The organism is Sphingomonas sp. FUKUSWIS1, assembly GCF_000733135.1.
GTDB lineage: Bacteria > Pseudomonadota > Alphaproteobacteria > Sphingomonadales > Sphingomonadaceae > Sphingomonas > Sphingomonas aerolata.
The window spans coordinates 26732-42882 of record NZ_JPJC01000095.1 but is presented as its reverse complement, the minus strand read 5'-3'; the positions used below and the strand labels follow the sequence as shown (position 1 = coordinate 42882).

The following is a 16151-nucleotide window of genomic DNA, read 5'->3' as shown; positions in this document are numbered from 1 at the left end:
GGTCGGCAAGGAGCTCGGCTGGGATGCCGACAAGGTCAACGTCAATGGCGGCGCGATCGCGATCGGCCACCCCATCGGCGCCAGCGGCGCGCGTGTGCTGACGACGCTGATCTACGAGATGGAGAAGCGCGACGCCCGCAAGGGGCTGGCGACGCTGTGCATCGGCGGCGGCATGGGAATCGCCATGTGCCTCGAACGGTGAGACTGCCGTTGCCGCACTTATAAGCCTCAAACGAATAAAGGGGGCCGCTCGGTAAGACGAGCGGCCCCCTTTTTCATATTATCGCCCGGTCAGAACTTACCGGCAACGCTCACCGCGAACCGGCGACCGATCAGGTCACTATAGCTCGCCGGGATGATGATCCCGTTGTACTTTTCGCCGACCCTGTTGAACAGGTTGGTCACGGCAAAGGTAACCCGGAAACGATCACTTGCGTTTATGTAGACGCTCGGATTGACCGTCACGAAATCCTTGAGCTTGTCGATTTCGCGAAGATCGGCACCACGGCTGACACGAGAGAAAAGCGCTTCGCCGGTATAGTTGAACGAAGTCGAGATGCCGAAGTCGTCATGAAAATAGGAAAGGTTGTACTGGCCCTGAAACGTCGGATCGCCCAGCGTTCCGTCGGTCCGCACGGGGGCAACGCCGGTGATGTCGTTGATGCGCTTCAGCGAGACGAACAGATTTCCCCGCATCCCGACCGAGCCAGGAATGCCCAGCCCCGACAACGAACGATTATAAGTGAGTTCGGACTGGATCCCTTCGAACTTGATCTTGTTTCCATTGACGAAACCACTTCCGACACCCGGGTTTAGGGGGTCGTTGACCACCTGGCCGCCATTGTTGCCACCGTTCGCCGATGCGCCGCCTTGTCCCTGTGCATAGCGTCGGATTTGTGAGCAGAACGCATTGCCGTTCGCCGGATCGGCGGCGTTGAACGTCGAATTGTCGAAACACGCCGATGCGATCTGCGCGACCGTCAGGCTGGCAATTGGATCCGAGATCTTGATGTTCACATAATCGACCGTCAGCGTCAGGTTGGGAATGAAACGCGGCTGCAGAACGACACCATAGGTGAAGCTCTTCGCCACTTCATTCGCAAGCCCGACATTGCCCCCGTTGCGTCCCGGGACGGTGGCGGCTGCGGCATCCAGTGGCGTGGCATTCGGGAATGCCGACAGGAAGGCCGCGCAGTTGCGGGCACGGTTTTCGGGCGCGGCACCGGCATTGATGTTGGCAGGCGAACACAGGTCGGGAACCGTGGTGAACACGTTCGCAACGGGGGAGAACAGCTCGGTGATGGCAGGTGCGCGGAACGACTTCGTATAATTGCCGCGCAGCGCGATATCCCGGATCGGCGCGAACGACACGCCGCCTGCATAGGCCGTGAAACCGCCATTGACGGTGTTGTTGACGTGACGGCCGCTGGCATTCAGCTGAAGCGAATGCAGGAACGACAACCCGTTCTGCGCCGTGACGATCGGAAGGATGACTTCGCCGAACACCTCGTCAACATTGTATCGTCCCGCGACCGGAAGAATGGCGACAGCACGCCCCTGCCCCAGTTGCTCGAAGGTGCTGGGGGTGAAGCTGCCGCGCTCCTCGCGATGCTCATAGCCCAGGTTCAAGCCGGTCTCGTTGCCGAACAGGTCGAACGGGCTGCCGCCGACATTGACGTTGTAAACGATCTGTTCGAGCCGGCTCCTCGTGATGTTCTCGGATACGATGTACGACCGTGCCTCCGGGCTCGAAAGACCTTCACCCAACAGGTTGAGCGGCACGCAGGCGGCGTCTGCGACTGGCGTACCGCCAGGTGCGGCCTGCACCAACGGGGTTGCCGTGCACACGATCTGCCCCGCAGCGTTCCGCGTGACGTTCACCGCATTGATGAACCGCTGGGCGTTGATGTCCTGTCGGGTATCGCGAATATCGACCCGACCGATGTTGCTGCTGGCTTCATAATTAAAACGACGACCACCAACATTGAAATTGCCGCGGACGCCGGCGACGGCACGATATTGCTTGTTGGTCGAGAAGCCCGTCAGGTCGGCCAGATCGAGCGACGCACGCGAGACCTGGAACCGCTGGACGCCGAGCGCCGTTAGCTGCGCGCGCGCCTGATCCGTCAGGAACGGGCTTGCGCTCGTGAACGTCAGCGCGCCGCTGAGACCGCCGAACAGGCTGCTGTTGAAGGTCGGCTGCTGAACCAGTTCGTCACCGCGCGACTGGAAATAGGTTGCCTCGATGAAGACCTTGAACGCATCGGAAAAGTCGTAACCGGCAAAGCCATTAAACACGTTGCGCCGCAGATCGCTGGTGATCTGCGAATAATCGTTGAAGCGGAACCCGTCGCCGCCGCTGCCCTGCTGGACGCTCACGAACCGGATACCCCGGTTGAAGGGCACGAGATTGCCGCTGCGGTCGAACTGATAATTCTGCACTGCCGCCGCGACTGAGCCGGTCCCGTTCGCGTTGGCGAAGGCCGACGTGATCAGACCTCCACCGGTCAGCAACGGCAACGTCCGGTCGCGTACCAGGATCGATCCGGGAAATCCGTCAGTTCCGGAATCATTGAAACCGATTCCTGTATTCACCCGGCCGTCATTTGCGGTGGTCGTACCAGCAGGGCGGCCGAGCTGTGCGGACTGCGCTGTCGAGGGATTGTCGGCCGATCCGATATTGTCGCGAAGGAAACCACGCGAATTGTACAGCAAGCCCTTTTGATAGTCGCGCGTATAGGCCAGCGTGATGTTACCGCGGCCATCGTCAAAGTCGAAGCCGCCCGCCAGCGCTAGGTTGTAACGGAATGCGTCCCCTTCTTCGGTGATACCACTCAATGCGGTGTAGCGAACGCCCTTTAGGCGGGTGTCGAGAATAAAATTGACCGTTGAGGCAATCGCGTCTGAACCATAGGTGGTCGCCCCGACCGTCGAGATCTGTTCGATACGGTCGAGCAACAGCGTCGGAATGACGTTGACGTCGACCTGCGTCCCTGCGCCGCCCTGGTTGAAGATCGTCGTCACGTTGGACGATACCGAGCGGCGGCCGTTGATCAGCGTCAGCGTCCGGTTCGAACCCAGCCCAAGTCCGTTGATGAAATTGACGCCTTGGCCAAACGAACCCTGCGCGCCTGCGGGGGTGATGCTGCCGCGAATGCCCGGCGTCTCGTTCAGCGCATCGGCAGCATTGGTCAGGCCGCGATTGGACAGATACTGATTGTTGATCACCGTGATCGGCACGGTGCCTTCGACGTTCGGAAGCCGGATACGCGATCCGGTGACGGTGATCTCTTCGGGGGCGGACTCGCGCCGCGTTGCGCCATCGGCGCCCACCGCCGGCTCGCCCGCGACCGGCGCGCACAGCGACCCATCGGCGAGACGCTCCTGGCCGGGCGTGCATTCAGGGGTGGTCGAGGTTTGTGAATAGGCGGTGCCGGAAAATCCCGCGGCCAAGACGGCAAGCGCGGATACGCGAACGAGCAGATTGCATCGCATTAGTTATATCCCCCTGTGAACACGTGATTTTCTAGGGAGACATCGGACGAAGATCGACCGTTACATGACGAAATTGTCATTTGGCGCCGCACGCGTTGTAAGAATGCAACATATTTGTCACAATATGTCGCTTTATGATCTATGTTTGTTGTTAAAAACCTCCGCAAAGCCGCTTGGGTGTATTTTGGTTTAAACCCTGTGGTTTGCGATCGCACGGCGGAAGCTGTGAGCCTCGTTGACAACGACACGGCCGCTATCGCCTCGCTGCGGTGATAACGCCACCTCGCCTCTTCGAGTTCACAACATGGAATATGGAAGGGGATGTGTCGAATTGTTGCGTGAACGCTACAGTTTTGTGAAAACTCGGACTTCCGTTCATGCTGCAGCAATAAACCAATTGCGCGGCCAATCGCATGGCGTCACCCTCTCGCCATCGAATAGGGCATAAATGCCAACGCAAAGGGGTTTTATGAAATTTTCTCGCTTTCTGGGCGCGACGGCGATCGTCGGCGCGCTTGCGGCACTGCCCGGCACTGCGCTGGCACAAACCGCACCGGATCAGGTCGCACCTGTTGCGGAAGCACCCCAGCGCGAAGCGTCACAGCCTGCGAACGACGAAATCCTCGTCACCGGGTCGCGCATCGCCAGCCCGAACGGCGAATCCGCGGTTCCCGTGAGCACGATCAGTGCGGTCGAACTGACGACGACCGCCAAGACGTCGATCGGCGACGTCCTGAACGATCTGCCGCAGCTCCAGAGCACCTATAGCCAGGCGAACTCGACCCGCTTCCTCGGCACGGCCGGCCTCAACCTGCTCGATCTGCGCGGCCTTGGAACGCAGCGCACGCTCGTGCTCGTCAACGGTCGCCGGCATGTCGGGTCCGACATCCTCAACAACGCCGTATCGGTCGACACCAACACGATCCCGACTGACCTGATCCAGTCCGTCGATCTTGTGACGGGCGGCAATTCGGGCGTCTACGGATCGGACGCGCTGGCCGGCGTCGTCAACTTCATCCTGAAGGACAATTACGAGGGTCTGCAGGTCCGCGGCCAGGGTGCGATCAGCGAGCGTGGCGATGCCGGGTCCTATTTCGGCAGCGTCCTGGCGGGCAAGAATTTCGCCGACGGTCGCGGCAACCTCGCGGTCAATCTGGAATATTCGCGGCAGAATGCGCTCTACGCGTCGCAGCGCGACTATCTGCGCCAGGCCAACGGCTTCATCGCCACCGATTCGGACGCCGCTGGTGTCGCTAACGGTCAGACGAGCCTGAACTCTGACGGCATTCCGGATTCGGTGTTCTTCCGCGATATCCGGTCGGCAACGATCTCGGCCGGCGGCCTGGTCGCCTTTGCAAGCCCGACCGGCGCTTGCGGGCGCGACAACACGCCGACGGCGACGTTCAACAATGCCGGACGCCCCTTCTCGTGCAACTTCCTGTTCCAGTCGTCCGGCGCCCTCGCGCAGGAGACGGGGTCGCGCGTCGGTCTTGCCGCGACGGCCGGCACGGGCAGCGCGACCAACCCCTTCCGCGCCAGCGCGGTTCCGGCGGGATCCTATATTGGTGGCAATGGCGACACGCGCCGTGAAGGGCAGCTGATTCAGATCCTGCCAGAACTTAACCGGTACTCGGCCAATCTCATCGGCCATTTCGAGGTATCGGACGCCTTCGTCCCGTTCATCGAGGCCAAGTATTCGCGCACCGATTCGGTCGGACAGGGGAGCTCGGGACCGGCCTTCTTCACCGGCCAAACGCTGGACCTTCTCTACGAGCGGCCGCGACTTGATAACCCCTATCTTTCGGCCGATGCGCGCAACACCATCGCTGCGCAGATCCTCGCAAGCGGTATCAATCCGACCACCAACGCACCGCTCACGGCCGCGAACATCACCGCGATCAACAACGGGTCCTTCCGCTTCATCCTGCGCAAGAACCTCACCGATCTGGGCGTCCGCACCGAAGCCGCGCGGCGCGAAACCTACCGTCTTGTCGGCGGTGTCCGGGGCACGTTCAACGACGACTGGCACTATGAGCTTGCGGGGAACTATGGCGAGTTCCGCGAAAAGACGAAGGTCATGGGCAATCTGAACCAGCAGCGCATGGTGCTTGCCCTCGACGCCGTCACCAATCCGGCAAACGGCCAGATCATCTGCGGATCGCAGCTGCCGGGTACGGGTCAGGCGCGCGCCGATGCGTCCTTCGGCGGCGACATCGCCGGAAACGCAGCCGTCCAGGCGGCGGATATCGCCGCCTGCCAGCCGCTCAATCCGTTCGGCACCGGGAATATCTCGCAGGCGGCCAAGAACTACGTCCTTCAGGACACGGTCTCGAGTGGCAAGATCACGCAGCTTGACATCAACGGCTTCGTCTCCGGCGATCTGAGCCAGCTGTTCAGCCTGCCCGGCGGCGACATCGGCTTCTCGGTCGGCGGCGAATACCGGCGCGAGACGGCCTTCTACGAGCAGGATCCCTTGGTCTCGTCAGGCTATACCTTTTACAACGCGATCGGAAAGTTCGACCCGACCTCGTTCGAGGTCAAGGAAGCGTATGGCGAAATCCGCATACCGCTGTTGAAGGACATCACGCTCATCCGCGAGCTGACACTGAGCGGTTCGGGCCGCGTGTCGGATTACAAGGGCTCGGCGGGCACGGTTTACGCATATAGCGGCAACGCGACCTATACGCCGATCGATGGGATCCGTTTCCGCGGAAACTATTCTCGCTCGGTCCGTGCGCCCAACCTGTCCGATCTCTACTCGCCGCAATCGCAGAACTTCGCCACCGTCACAGATCCGTGCTCGGCGCGAAACGTCGCGGGGGGCACGCAGTTCCGGGCCGGCAATTGCGCCGCGGCGGGCATTCCGACCACCTACGACTATGTCTACGCACAGACGCTGGAGATTGTCAGCGGCGGCAATCCGCAACTCGACGTCGAAAAGTCGGATTCCTACACCTATGGCGTGCTGCTCCAGCCCAGGTTTATCCCGGGCCTGACGCTGTCGGTCGATTACTACAACATCAAGGTCAACAATGTGATCACCGCGCCATCGGCGCAGGGCATCATCAACAGCTGCTACGATTCGCCAACGACCGGCAACCAGTTCTGCTCGCTCTTCACTCGCGTTCCCGCGGGTCAGACCGGTGCTGTCGGTGAAGAGCAGTATCGCATCGTCGAGGGCAGCCTTCAGCAGACCTTGCTCAACTATGCAAAGCTGCAGGTTCGCGGTATCGACGTCGACCTGAACTACACGCACACCTTTGGCGATGTTCGCCTGAACAGCCACATCATCTACACGCACGTGCTGACCAACAGCTCGTTCACCGACCCGACGCAGCCGGGCTTTGCTGACACGACGGTCGGCGAAGTTGGAACGCCCAAGGATCAGGTCAACTGGAACCTTGGCGCTGATTTCGGCTCGGTCTTCGGCAACCTGCAGATGCGTTACATCACGAAGCAGTCGGTCGGGGCCGCCGAGAACCGTCAGTCGTTCCAAGGCCGCGTCCCGCAGAACCTCGACGATTTCGACATCCCCTACTACCCCGACGTGTTCTACATGGACGTGAAGTTCGGCGTGAACGTCACGCGCGAAACGAACTTCTACTTCGGCATCGACAACCTGACCGACCGCCTCCCGCCACTGGGCTCGACGGGCATCGGCGCCGGCACCGCGATCTTCGAGCCGCTGGGCCGCAAATTCTACGCCGGGTTCCAGGCGAAGTTCTGACCTGATCGCGATTTTCGCGACAAACGCTATCCCTTGGGGGGCGGTGATTTCCACCGCCCCTTTTTTTGTAACCCGCCGGTCCGCGGACACCTATGCGGTGCTTGCCGTGACCTAGTGCCGCGCCTTGCCCGCGCGGGGCGTCACGCAGATATACGCGGCGCGTCCCAAACGCGCTGGAACCTGGTGCCCATCGCGGTCAGCAGTTCATATTGCGACATTCCCGACACGACGGCCGCATCCGGCAAGGCTGGGTCAAAGGCGATCCAGTCCCCCTCGCTAGCAGTCGCCGAGGTCACGTCGATCGCGACGAGATCCATCGAGACCCGGCCGATCACTGCGAGCCGGTCCTGGCCATGCCATGCGGTGCCGCAATTGGAAAATCCCCGGAAATACCCGTCGGCATATCCAAGATTGACAACCGCGACATCGGTGTCGGCCTTCGCGGTCCATGTCGCATTATACCCGACCGCGTCGCCTGCGCGCACCCGCCGGACCTGCAGGATCTCCGCCTCGGGATAAACCACCGGCGTGATCACTTCGCCCAGTTCCCCTCGCGGCACCCCGCCATACACCGCCAATCCCGGCCGTGTCAGATCAAACGCATAATCGTGCCCCAGCGCGATCCCTGCGGAATTGGCGAGACTCATCCGCCGCGCGCCCGTCATGCCCTGCAACGCCGCGAACCGATCGCGCTGCAGCGCGTTCATCGCCGCGTCCTCATCGGCGCAGGCGAGATGGCTCATCAGCGTCTCGATCGTCAGTCCGTCGAGCAGTCCGTCGGCGATATCCTGCGCGGACACGCCGAGGCGGTTCATCCCCGTGTCGACCATGACGTCGCACGCGCCCCCGCCCCCGGCCTTCCAGCGCGAGACCTGTGCGGGCGTGTTCAGCACCGGACGCCCGACCCCGGCGCGGGCAGCCGCCATGTCTTCGTCACGGACGCCGTGCAGGACGGACACCGCGAGGCCGAGCGGTGCCAGCTCGACCGCCTCGCGCCAGTTGGAGACGAAGAAGTCGCGACACCCCGCCCCCGCGAGACGCTGCGCGACCTCGACCGCGCCCAGACCATAGCCGTTCGCCTTGACCGCCGCCCCACACGCGGCGCGGCCACTCATGCGGTCGAGCGTCTGCCAGTTGCGGACAAGAGCGTCGCCGTCGAGGCGCAGGCGGAGCGGGGCGGGAATATCGATCACCCGCGCGGGATAGAGCGCTCGCGCGGCATCGTCGATGACCTTCCCGTCTCCCCGCCCTCGCCCGGCCCCGATCCGTCCGTTACCGCATGGCGTAGCGCAGCCCGATCCAGAGCGTGCGCGGCGTTGCACGCTCGACAATCGTACCGCTGCTGATCCCCGCCTCGACCGTTTCATCGAACAGGTTTTCCGCGCGCGCCTCGACGACCAGCGCGCGGGTAATCGGATAGGCCGCATAGGCGTCGAGCGTGGTCGCGGGATCGAGGCTGCGGCTGTTCTGATCGTCGTCGAACTGGCGCGCGACATGGCGCACCGTCAGCGATGCGGCGGCGGCATCGCGTCGCCAGTCGATCGTCGCCGATACCTGGTCGCGCGGCGTCTGGGCCGGACGCAGCCCGTCGAGCGCGATCGCGGCGGCCGAGGCGTCCACGGTCGAATTGACGTGCGACCACGAGGCCTGGACGCCGACCGGGCCGGGGCGATACGCGGCATCGATCTCGAACCCATGCGCGCGGATCGCGTCGAGGTTGCGGCGGACGCGCGACGCGCTGGTGGCGGTCGACGACAGCGTGACGTTGGCGATCGCGTCCTTCAGCCTGTTGTAGAAATAGGTCGCGGCGATGCTGCCCCCCGGCGCGGGCGCCAGCGTGACCCCACCCTCGACCCCGGTCAGCCGCTCTGGCGACAGCAGCGCATTGGCCGCGGTCGTGTCGTTGCCGACGCGGAACGGGCGATAGAGTTCGTTGAGCGTCGGCAGCCGCCAACCGCGATAGCCCGCGACGCGGAACGTAACCGCGTCGACGGGACGATAGGCGATCCCCGCGCGGCCCGTCGTTTCGGTGCCCTCCCGATCGGCATAGCGCAGGTCGGTGACCGGCAGCCCCCCGGCAAGCGGTCGTTCCGACAGATACCCCTGGTCGATCGTCCAGCGGTCGATCCGCCCGCCAAGGCTGAACGTCACATCGCCCGCGACGAGGCTGCCGTCCGCGAACAGCCCCGACGTGGTCGAGCTGCCGCCCGCCTCGCGTCGCCGGGTCGGATTGCCGCCGGCAAAAAAGAACAGCTCCTGCGTCTTGCCGCTCACGTCGCGAATGTCCGCACCAAGCCGCAGCGTGATCGCCTCACCAAGCGGCGGCAGGAGTTCGAACCGCGCACCGAGCCCCGTCGCGGGCGTATTATACTGGTCGAGCGACTGGGTGGTCGTGCTGCGTGCCGCGTTGATGCTGCCGAAGCTCGAGGCAAAGGCGCGGGTCTGAAGATAACCGAGCAGCGAATAGCCCCAGCGTCCTCGCCCGACCAGTCGCAGGCTGGCATCCGCGCCCTCGCTGCGATTGGCGGTGAAATCGCTGCCGCGGTCGCGCGTGTCGGTGAAGGCGCTCGCGTTCAGCTGCAGCTCGGTGGTCGCGTCGACGGCGATCACCGTGCGCACGGCGCCCGACGCCTGTTCATACGGCGCCGGGCGATCGACCGCGCCGCGCGACCCCGCGACCGTCGGCGTGAAGCCGTCGCCGCGCGCATAGGCCCCCGATACGACTGCGAAACCGCTGTCGCGGACCAGCGCCGCGGAGGCCTGCGCGTCGACCGAATCGCGGCTGCCATAGGCGATGCCCGCCTGGAACGGGGTCAGCTGGTCGGGCCTGGCGCTTTCGAGCTCGACGGTGCCCGCCAGCGCGCCCGGCCCCTGATAGCCGCTGCCGCCACCACGCGTGACGCGGATCCGGCCCAGCCGGCCCGTCGCATAGGCGGGAAACGCGACCCAGCCGCCGAACGGGTCGGCCTGCGGGACGCCGTCGAACAGCAGCAGCGCGCGGCTTGACGCATTGCCGCCGATGCCGCGCAGCGAAATGCCCTGGCTGGTCGGATTGGCGCTGCGCGAATCCGAGCGGCGGAACTGCTGCAGGCCCGCGACATCGGCGAGCACGGTTTCCAGCCGATTGCTGGCGCTCGACTGGATACGGTCGCGCTCGATCGTGACGATGTCATAGACCCGGTCGCCGGGTGCATCCGCCAGGCCGCGCCCGGTGACGACGATCACCGGCGGCGTCTCAATGACGGGCGATGGGGCGACGTTCTGCGCGATGCCCGGCGTCGGGAGCGCGAGCGGAAGGAGAAGGGCGGCGGACAGGCAACGCGATCGCGCGATAATGGTCATCGCGGGCTCATGCCAGCATTGCACCGCCGGCGAAAAGCCTCTTTCGCCAAAGACCTGACACCAAGGCAAAGGCGGGGGCACGCATGCACTGCCCCGCCCCCGCCGGGCTGCGTCAGACCAGTTCGACCGCGACCGCCGTCGCCTCGCCGCCACCGATGCACAACGCCGCCACGCCCTTGCGCAGACCCCGCGCCTTGAGTGCGGCGACCAGCGTGGCGATGATCCGCGCGCCGCTTGCACCGATCGGATGGCCGAGCGCGGTGGCGCCGCCATTGACGTTCAACCGGTCGCGCGGGATTGCGAGGTCGCGCATCGCGATCATCGCCACCGTCGCGAACGCCTCGTTCACCTCGAACAGATCGACGTCCCCGACCGACCAGCCCGCGCGGTCGAGCACCTTGCGGATCGCCGAGACGGGTGCGGTCGTGAACTGCGCGGGGGCGTGCGCATGCGCGGCGGTCGCGACGATCCGCGCCTCCTGCGCCAGCCCCAGCCGCGCGGCGACGCTCGCACGCGTCAGGACCAGTGCCGCAGCACCGTCCGAGATGGACGCCGAGGTCGCCGCGGTGATCGTCCCGTCCTTGGCAAAGGCGGGGCGCAGGCCCGGGATCTTCTCGGGCTTTGCCTTGCCCGGTTGCTCGTCCTCGACGACCGCGACGTCACCGCCGCGCGTCTTGACCGTCACCGGCACGACCTCGTCGCGGAAATGCCCCCCGGTGACCGCTGCGCTCGCCCGCGCCAGGCTTTCAAGCGCGAACGCGTCCTGGTCCGCCCGTGTGAACTGATAGGCGCCGGCCGTGTCCTCGGCGAAGGCGCCCATCGGCTTGCCCTTCTCATAGGCATCCTCGAGACCGTCCAGCATCATCGAATCAGATACGACGTCATGGCCGATCCGCGCGCCGCCGCGATGCTTGGCGAGCAGGAAGGGCGCATTCGTCATGCTTTCCATTCCGCCCGCAACGACCACGTCGACGGTCCCGGCGGCAAGCGCCTCGAACCCCATGATCGCGGCCTGCATTCCGGATCCGCACATCTTGTTGATCGTCGTGGCCTCGACCGAATTGGGCAGCCCCGCGCCGAGCGCCGCCTGGCGTGCAGGCGCCTGGCCCAGCCCGGCAGGCAGGACGCAGCCCATATAGATACGGTCGATCACCGCCGGGTCGACCCGTGCGCGCTCGACCGCCGCCTTGACCGCGGTCGCGCCGAGTTCGGTCGCGGTAACCCCTGACAGGGCCCCCTGGAATCCACCCATCGGGGTGCGGGCATAGCTGGCGATGATGATCGGATCGTCGGTCATGGTGATCGTTCCTGTAAACGGCATGCGGCGTGCGCCAGTGGACCGGGGCCGGCGTCGCCGCGCACGGGCGCGGACCATACCGGATCATCCAAAGTCGCTGCAACCGACGCTCTGAGCGCCCTGCCATACCCGCGGTAAATGGTGTGTCAACACCACCGCGCCGCCGTGGCGCGCTGCCCCGAATTGCCGCACGCAGGACGTCGCACCCCCGGCCCGACGCGGTACCGGCGCAACGAACCGCCAGACGCGCGCGTTCAAAGGGCATGGTCAATCGACCGTGCCCAGACTTGGAAGCGTCACCGGCCAGCATAAGCCGGGACCCGAAAGGAGACGAACATGACCCATATGTTGCTCGCCGGCCTCGCGCTCGCGACCGCCGCCGCCATGGCCGCACCGACCATCGAACACACGACGCGAGTCGATCATCACAGCGGCCCCGTGGAGGTCCGTTATCGCGGCGCGGTCGTCATCGAACACCGCCAGATCGGCGCGGTCGCACCCGCGGGGCAATCCTCGACGCTGCGTTGTGCCTGGACCGCCAACATGATCGTCGACCGGCACGCCAAGGCGTCTTCTGGCACGTTGATGACGCGCAACTTCGCGCGCGATGGCGTCGCGGCGGGCCACCAGCCGGGATGGTGCAGCAGCAGCCGCGCCGCGATCGCGCGCGAGGTCGCCGCGAAGACGCGCGACCTGCATCAGGACGTGACCGCGATGGCACAGGAAGACCATGACGTACTCCGCGCCGAACTCGATCAGATCCACGGAGCGTTGGCCGCAGGATGACGCGCCCCTTCACGCATACACTCGCGCTGACCCTGTGCAGCACGGCAGCCTTTCTCCCAACGTCCGTGCGGGCACAGGTCGCGCCCTCCGGCGGGATCGAGGTCGCCACCGACGAGGCACGCCGCGGGCTCAGTTGGAGCGAGGGCCGCGCGGTACTGTCCGCGGATGCGGCGGCCTCGCTCGGCAGGATCGACGCGACAGCGCGCGTGACGACGCTCCGCAACGCCGACCGCCACGCGGGCGCCGACGCGGTCGTCGACGTCATGCTGGCAACCGGGTGGGATCTGGGCGCAGTCACGCTCCGGACGTCCGCGACCGGGCATCTGTTCGCCGGCGCGCGCACCGGGATGGACTATGCCGAGATCGGCGCGTCCGCGCGGTACAGCTATGGTCCGGCCCGTCTGGTCGGCGGGATCGAATTCGCCCCGTCGCAGGATGCGCTGGGGGGCAGCAACGTCTATCTTTATGCGAATGCCGATGCCGGGATCCCCGGGACGCCCTACACGCTGCTGGCAGGTATCGGGCACTCCTCGGGCACCACGACGGATCCGCTGCGCATACAGCGGCTGCGTCCCGGTGGCAGCTATACCGATTGGCGGTTTGGCGTCGAACGCCAGCAGGGGCCGCTGACGCTCGGGGTCGATTATATCGGCACCGACATCGCACGCGCCGATGCGACCGGCCCGTTTGCGGATGCGCGACACAGCGGCGACCGGATCGTCGCCCGCGCGCGGCTGGGCTTCTGATCCCGCGGGAGCGCACTGATCCGCGCTCCCGAGTCCGGCCCCCTTGAAGGGCCGTGCTCACGAAGATTCAGAAATGACATGATGGGGTTTGGGAAGCCCGGAAGTCCCTGAGGACATCCTCTGCTTCGAATTATCCCTACCCGGCTTTCTGTCTGCAAAGACGAGAAAGACCGGGTAGGGTCAATTCCATGGTGGGCGTGGCAAGGATTGAACTTGCGACCCCTGCGATGTCAACACAGTGCTCTACCACTGAGCTACACGCCCGCCGGAGCGCTCCACTAGCCGCGCTTATCGCGGGGCGCAAGCGCTCAATTGAAGCTTGTTGCATTATCCATCTCGAACAGCCGATCGACCTCGGCCACCAGGTCGCGGAGATGGAAGGGTTTGGACAGCACGCGCGCCTGCGGCATCGTCTTGCCCGCCTTCAGCGTGACCGCCGCAAAGCCGGTGATGAACATGACGCGAAGATTCTTGCAGAGCTCGCCGGCACGCTGTGCCAGCTCGATGCCGTCCATCTCGGGCATCACGATATCGGTCAGCAGCAGGTCGAACGTCTCGGTCTCGAGCAGCGGAATCGCCGCGGTGCCACGGTCGACCGCGGTCACTGCATACCCCGATCGCTGCAAGGCGCGGGTAAGATATTCGCGCATGACCTGATCATCCTCGGCCAGCAGGATTCGCAACATCGATATATTCCCGTGATTTAGCGGTCCGTTACTCCATAAGCAGTTAAGATTTCCAGATCGTTTGCCCGTTCATGCAATGCGCCCTACGCTTTTCCGCATGCAGTCTCCTTCGTTCACGCGCTTCGGCGACCTGCCGCCTGCCAGCCCGGTGGTGATGTCGGTACCGCATGCCGGGCGCGACTATCCGCCCGCCTTGCGCGAGGCGTTACGCGTCCCGTTCGACACCGTCGTGGCGCTCGAGGACCGTCATATCGACATCGTTGCCACCCGGGCACGGACGGTCGAGACGATGATCGTGCAGACCCGGGCGCGCGCCTGGATCGACCTGAACCGCAGCGAGGCCGAACGTGATCCGCGCGTGGACGAGGGGGCGAACCCGATGGCGCAGCCTCAACCCTCCGCCAAGCTGCGAAGCGGCCTCGGCCTGGTCCCGCGTCGGGCGGCCGCCGCGCCAGACCTCTGGCGGCGCCGGTTTACCGACGCGGACATCTCCAGCCGGATCGCCAACGACCACCGCCCCTATCATGACGCGGTGCACGACGCGTTGGCCGCAGCGCAGGCGCGGTTCGGGATCGCGATCCTCCTCGACGTCCATTCGATGCCGCCGCTGTCGGCGGCGGGCGTACCGGGCGGCAGCCCGCCCCGGATCGTCCTGGGGGACCGTTTCGGCCGCAGCGCCGATCCTCGCTTTCTCACCCGGCTCGAGACCGAGATCGCGGACACCGGCCTGCCCTGCGCCCGCAACGCGCCCTATGCCGGAGGGCATATCCTCGAACGGCACGCACGTCCCGCTGCGGGGATCCACGCGATCCAGCTCGAATTTGATCGATCGCTCTATCTGGATCGCCAGTTTGACGGGCTGGGCACCGGCGTGGATGCGACGGTGCGGCTGCTCAAGGCCCTTCTCACGACCTTGACGAACGAGGCGCGGGCCATGGGCGCATCGGCCACCACCCGGGCCGCAGCGGCCGAATAAGGGCCAGCGTTAACGACACCAATTCCCCGCAGCAGGACCCCAGCCTGGCACATAAAAAAACCACCCCGTGCACGAAGCACGAGGTGGCCAAGGTTCAGGGAGGAGGCACGCTGGAAGCGTGCCGTACGACGCCGCGAAAGGGGGGGACACGGTGCCGTACAGGTCTAAAATGGGCGAGCGGGATTTTGGTTCAACCCCGACGCGAAAAATTCTGCGCCGCAACGATCGCAGCCCGGGATTCCCGCGCGAGCGAGCCGTATCCGCTGCGCCGACCGACCGCACTGCGATCGGTCGGCGCGGGCGGATCAGCCGCCGAGCTGCGGCAGCGGCGTCTTGCCGAGCTGAACCTGGCGCGCGAAGATGTCGCGCATCAGCGCGAGCGAGAACAGGTGGGCGTACAGCAGCGGCAGCATGCCCGATTTGCTGATCTTGCGCAGCGCATCGCCGCGCAGGTCGATCAGCTTTTCCTCGTTGACCATCTGGAATCCGCGATAGACGAAGGGCTGCTCGGCACCGTCGGGCTGGATCGAGACTTCGCCGTCCATCAGCAAGCCGAGTTCGCGCAGCTCCTTCATGAAGTTCTGCGTGCGCGCGCCGGCCTGTTCGAACGATTCGTTGAACGCCAGGATCGACTTGGTAACCTCGGTCGGCGCGCCATCCGCGAACAGCGCGTCGCCCTCGTCGAACGCACCGAGCGCATCCGACGTCGGATCGAAGCAGAGCGACAGCTCCTGCGCATCGGGATGCAGCCGCGCGAGCATGTACGGATAGCGGCGGATATAGGCGGGAACGTAGAAGGTGTTCTCGGTCAGCTTGCCGTCGTCGCCGATGAAGACGTTGACGCCCTCGTTGAGGCCCATCAGCGCCAGCGGGATCGCATCGTCGCCGACCGAGAAGACGATCGGCATGTGACGCTGCACCAGCGGGAATTCGTCGACGGTGATCGGGATCGCATGCTGGCCGACGAGGAACGGCGCGCTCGCCTGCGGGCGGACCTTGTAATCGGCGTGCGTGTCGCTCGAAAGCGGCTCTAGGCCGTTGTAGAAGAGCGGAAGCTGCGGTGCGCTGGCCATCATGTATCTCCAGTGTTTCGTCA

The 16151-nt window shown here is 65.0% G+C and carries 10 protein-coding genes, 1 tRNA gene and 1 pseudogene; 5 read left to right on the top strand and 7 right to left on the bottom strand.

Annotated elements, in window-relative coordinates; all coding sequences use genetic code 11:
* Nucleotides 1-202: pseudogene (locus sphsw_RS07105) on the top strand (acetyl-CoA C-acetyltransferase); the annotation flags it as partial.
* Between the two features lie 89 nt (nucleotides 203-291).
* Here sphsw_RS07105 and sphsw_RS07100 read toward each other — a convergent pair.
* Complete coding sequence (locus tag sphsw_RS07100) at nucleotides 292-3495, bottom strand: TonB-dependent receptor domain-containing protein (protein WP_052380870.1); 3204 nt, start codon at nucleotides 3493-3495, stop codon at nucleotides 292-294.
* A gap of 469 nt (nucleotides 3496-3964) precedes the next feature.
* On the opposite strand from sphsw_RS07100, the gene sphsw_RS07095 reads away from it, so the two are divergent.
* On the top strand, nucleotides 3965-7222 hold the full coding sequence (locus sphsw_RS07095; RefSeq protein ID WP_031439993.1) for a TonB-dependent receptor domain-containing protein: 3258 nt from the start codon (nucleotides 3965-3967) through the stop codon (nucleotides 7220-7222).
* Nucleotides 7223-7362: 140 nt separating this feature from the next.
* Here the strand turns inward: sphsw_RS07095 and alr are convergent, their stop codons facing one another.
* The 3 genes from alr to sphsw_RS07080 all read right to left on the bottom strand — a co-directional run bounded on the left by alr (nucleotide 7363) and on the right by sphsw_RS07080 (nucleotide 11861).
* Nucleotides 7363-8406, bottom strand: a complete 1044-nt coding sequence (gene alr / locus sphsw_RS07090; RefSeq protein ID WP_031439992.1) for an alanine racemase — start codon at nucleotides 8404-8406, stop codon at nucleotides 7363-7365.
* 88 nt (nucleotides 8407-8494) lie between these two features.
* Nucleotides 8495-10564 (bottom strand): TonB-dependent receptor, encoded by a 2070-nt coding sequence (locus sphsw_RS07085; protein ID WP_042466743.1) that lies wholly within the window; start codon nucleotides 10562-10564, stop codon nucleotides 8495-8497.
* Between the two features lie 112 nt (nucleotides 10565-10676).
* Nucleotides 10677-11861 carry an acetyl-CoA C-acyltransferase gene (locus tag sphsw_RS07080; RefSeq protein ID WP_031439990.1) on the bottom strand — a complete coding sequence of 395 codons (1185 nt, stop codon included), beginning with the start codon at nucleotides 11859-11861 and terminating at the stop codon, nucleotides 10677-10679.
* Nucleotides 11862-12197: 336 nt separating this feature from the next.
* On the opposite strand from sphsw_RS07080, the gene sphsw_RS07075 reads away from it, so the two are divergent.
* The gene (locus tag sphsw_RS07075) at nucleotides 12198-12647 is read left to right on the top strand and encodes a hypothetical protein (protein ID WP_235188315.1); all 450 of its coding nucleotides are present in this window, start codon (nucleotides 12198-12200) and stop codon (nucleotides 12645-12647) included.
* Nucleotides 12644-13393, top strand: a complete 750-nt coding sequence (locus sphsw_RS07070) for a TorF family putative porin (RefSeq protein ID WP_042466742.1) — start codon at nucleotides 12644-12646, stop codon at nucleotides 13391-13393. The genes sphsw_RS07075 and sphsw_RS07070 overlap by 4 nt, the downstream gene beginning before the upstream one ends.
* A gap of 189 nt (nucleotides 13394-13582) precedes the next feature.
* Here sphsw_RS07070 and sphsw_RS07065 read toward each other — a convergent pair.
* Both sphsw_RS07065 and cpdR read right to left on the bottom strand, forming a co-directional pair.
* Nucleotides 13583-13657, bottom strand: a tRNA-Val gene (locus tag sphsw_RS07065).
* A gap of 44 nt (nucleotides 13658-13701) precedes the next feature.
* A complete protein-coding gene (cpdR, locus tag sphsw_RS07060; protein WP_031394969.1) occupies nucleotides 13702-14079 on the bottom strand; it encodes a cell cycle two-component system response regulator CpdR in 378 nt (125 codons plus the stop codon).
* Between the two features lie 97 nt (nucleotides 14080-14176).
* Here cpdR and sphsw_RS07055 point away from each other — a divergent pair, with 97 nt between their 5' ends.
* The gene (locus tag sphsw_RS07055) at nucleotides 14177-15055 is read left to right on the top strand and encodes an N-formylglutamate amidohydrolase (protein ID WP_031439987.1); all 879 of its coding nucleotides are present in this window, start codon (nucleotides 14177-14179) and stop codon (nucleotides 15053-15055) included.
* 305 nt (nucleotides 15056-15360) lie between these two features.
* Here the strand turns inward: sphsw_RS07055 and sphsw_RS07050 are convergent, their stop codons facing one another.
* Nucleotides 15361-16128 carry a SapC family protein gene (locus tag sphsw_RS07050; RefSeq protein WP_031439986.1) on the bottom strand — a complete coding sequence of 256 codons (768 nt, stop codon included), beginning with the start codon at nucleotides 16126-16128 and terminating at the stop codon, nucleotides 15361-15363.
* Between the last annotated feature and the right edge of the window lie 23 nt (nucleotides 16129-16151).

Coding starts and splice junctions, on each gene's coding strand:
- sphsw_RS07100 (WP_052380870.1), bottom strand. CDS start 3,495: ATGCGATGCAATCTGCTCGTTCGCGTATCCGCGCTTGCCGTCTTGGCC.
- sphsw_RS07095 (WP_031439993.1), top strand. CDS start 3,965: ATGAAATTTTCTCGCTTTCTGGGCGCGACGGCGATCGTCGGCGCGCTT.
- sphsw_RS07085 (WP_042466743.1), bottom strand. CDS start 10,564: ATGACCATTATCGCGCGATCGCGTTGCCTGTCCGCCGCCCTTCTCCTT.
- sphsw_RS07080 (WP_031439990.1), bottom strand. CDS start 11,861: ATGACCGACGATCCGATCATCATCGCCAGCTATGCCCGCACCCCGATG.
- sphsw_RS07075 (WP_235188315.1), top strand. CDS start 12,198: ATGACCCATATGTTGCTCGCCGGCCTCGCGCTCGCGACCGCCGCCGCC.
- sphsw_RS07070 (WP_042466742.1), top strand. CDS start 12,644: ATGACGCGCCCCTTCACGCATACACTCGCGCTGACCCTGTGCAGCACG.
- cpdR (WP_031394969.1), bottom strand. CDS start 14,079: ATGTTGCGAATCCTGCTGGCCGAGGATGATCAGGTCATGCGCGAATAT.
- sphsw_RS07055 (WP_031439987.1), top strand. CDS start 14,177: ATGCAGTCTCCTTCGTTCACGCGCTTCGGCGACCTGCCGCCTGCCAGC.
- sphsw_RS07050 (WP_031439986.1), bottom strand. CDS start 16,128: ATGGCCAGCGCACCGCAGCTTCCGCTCTTCTACAACGGCCTAGAGCCG.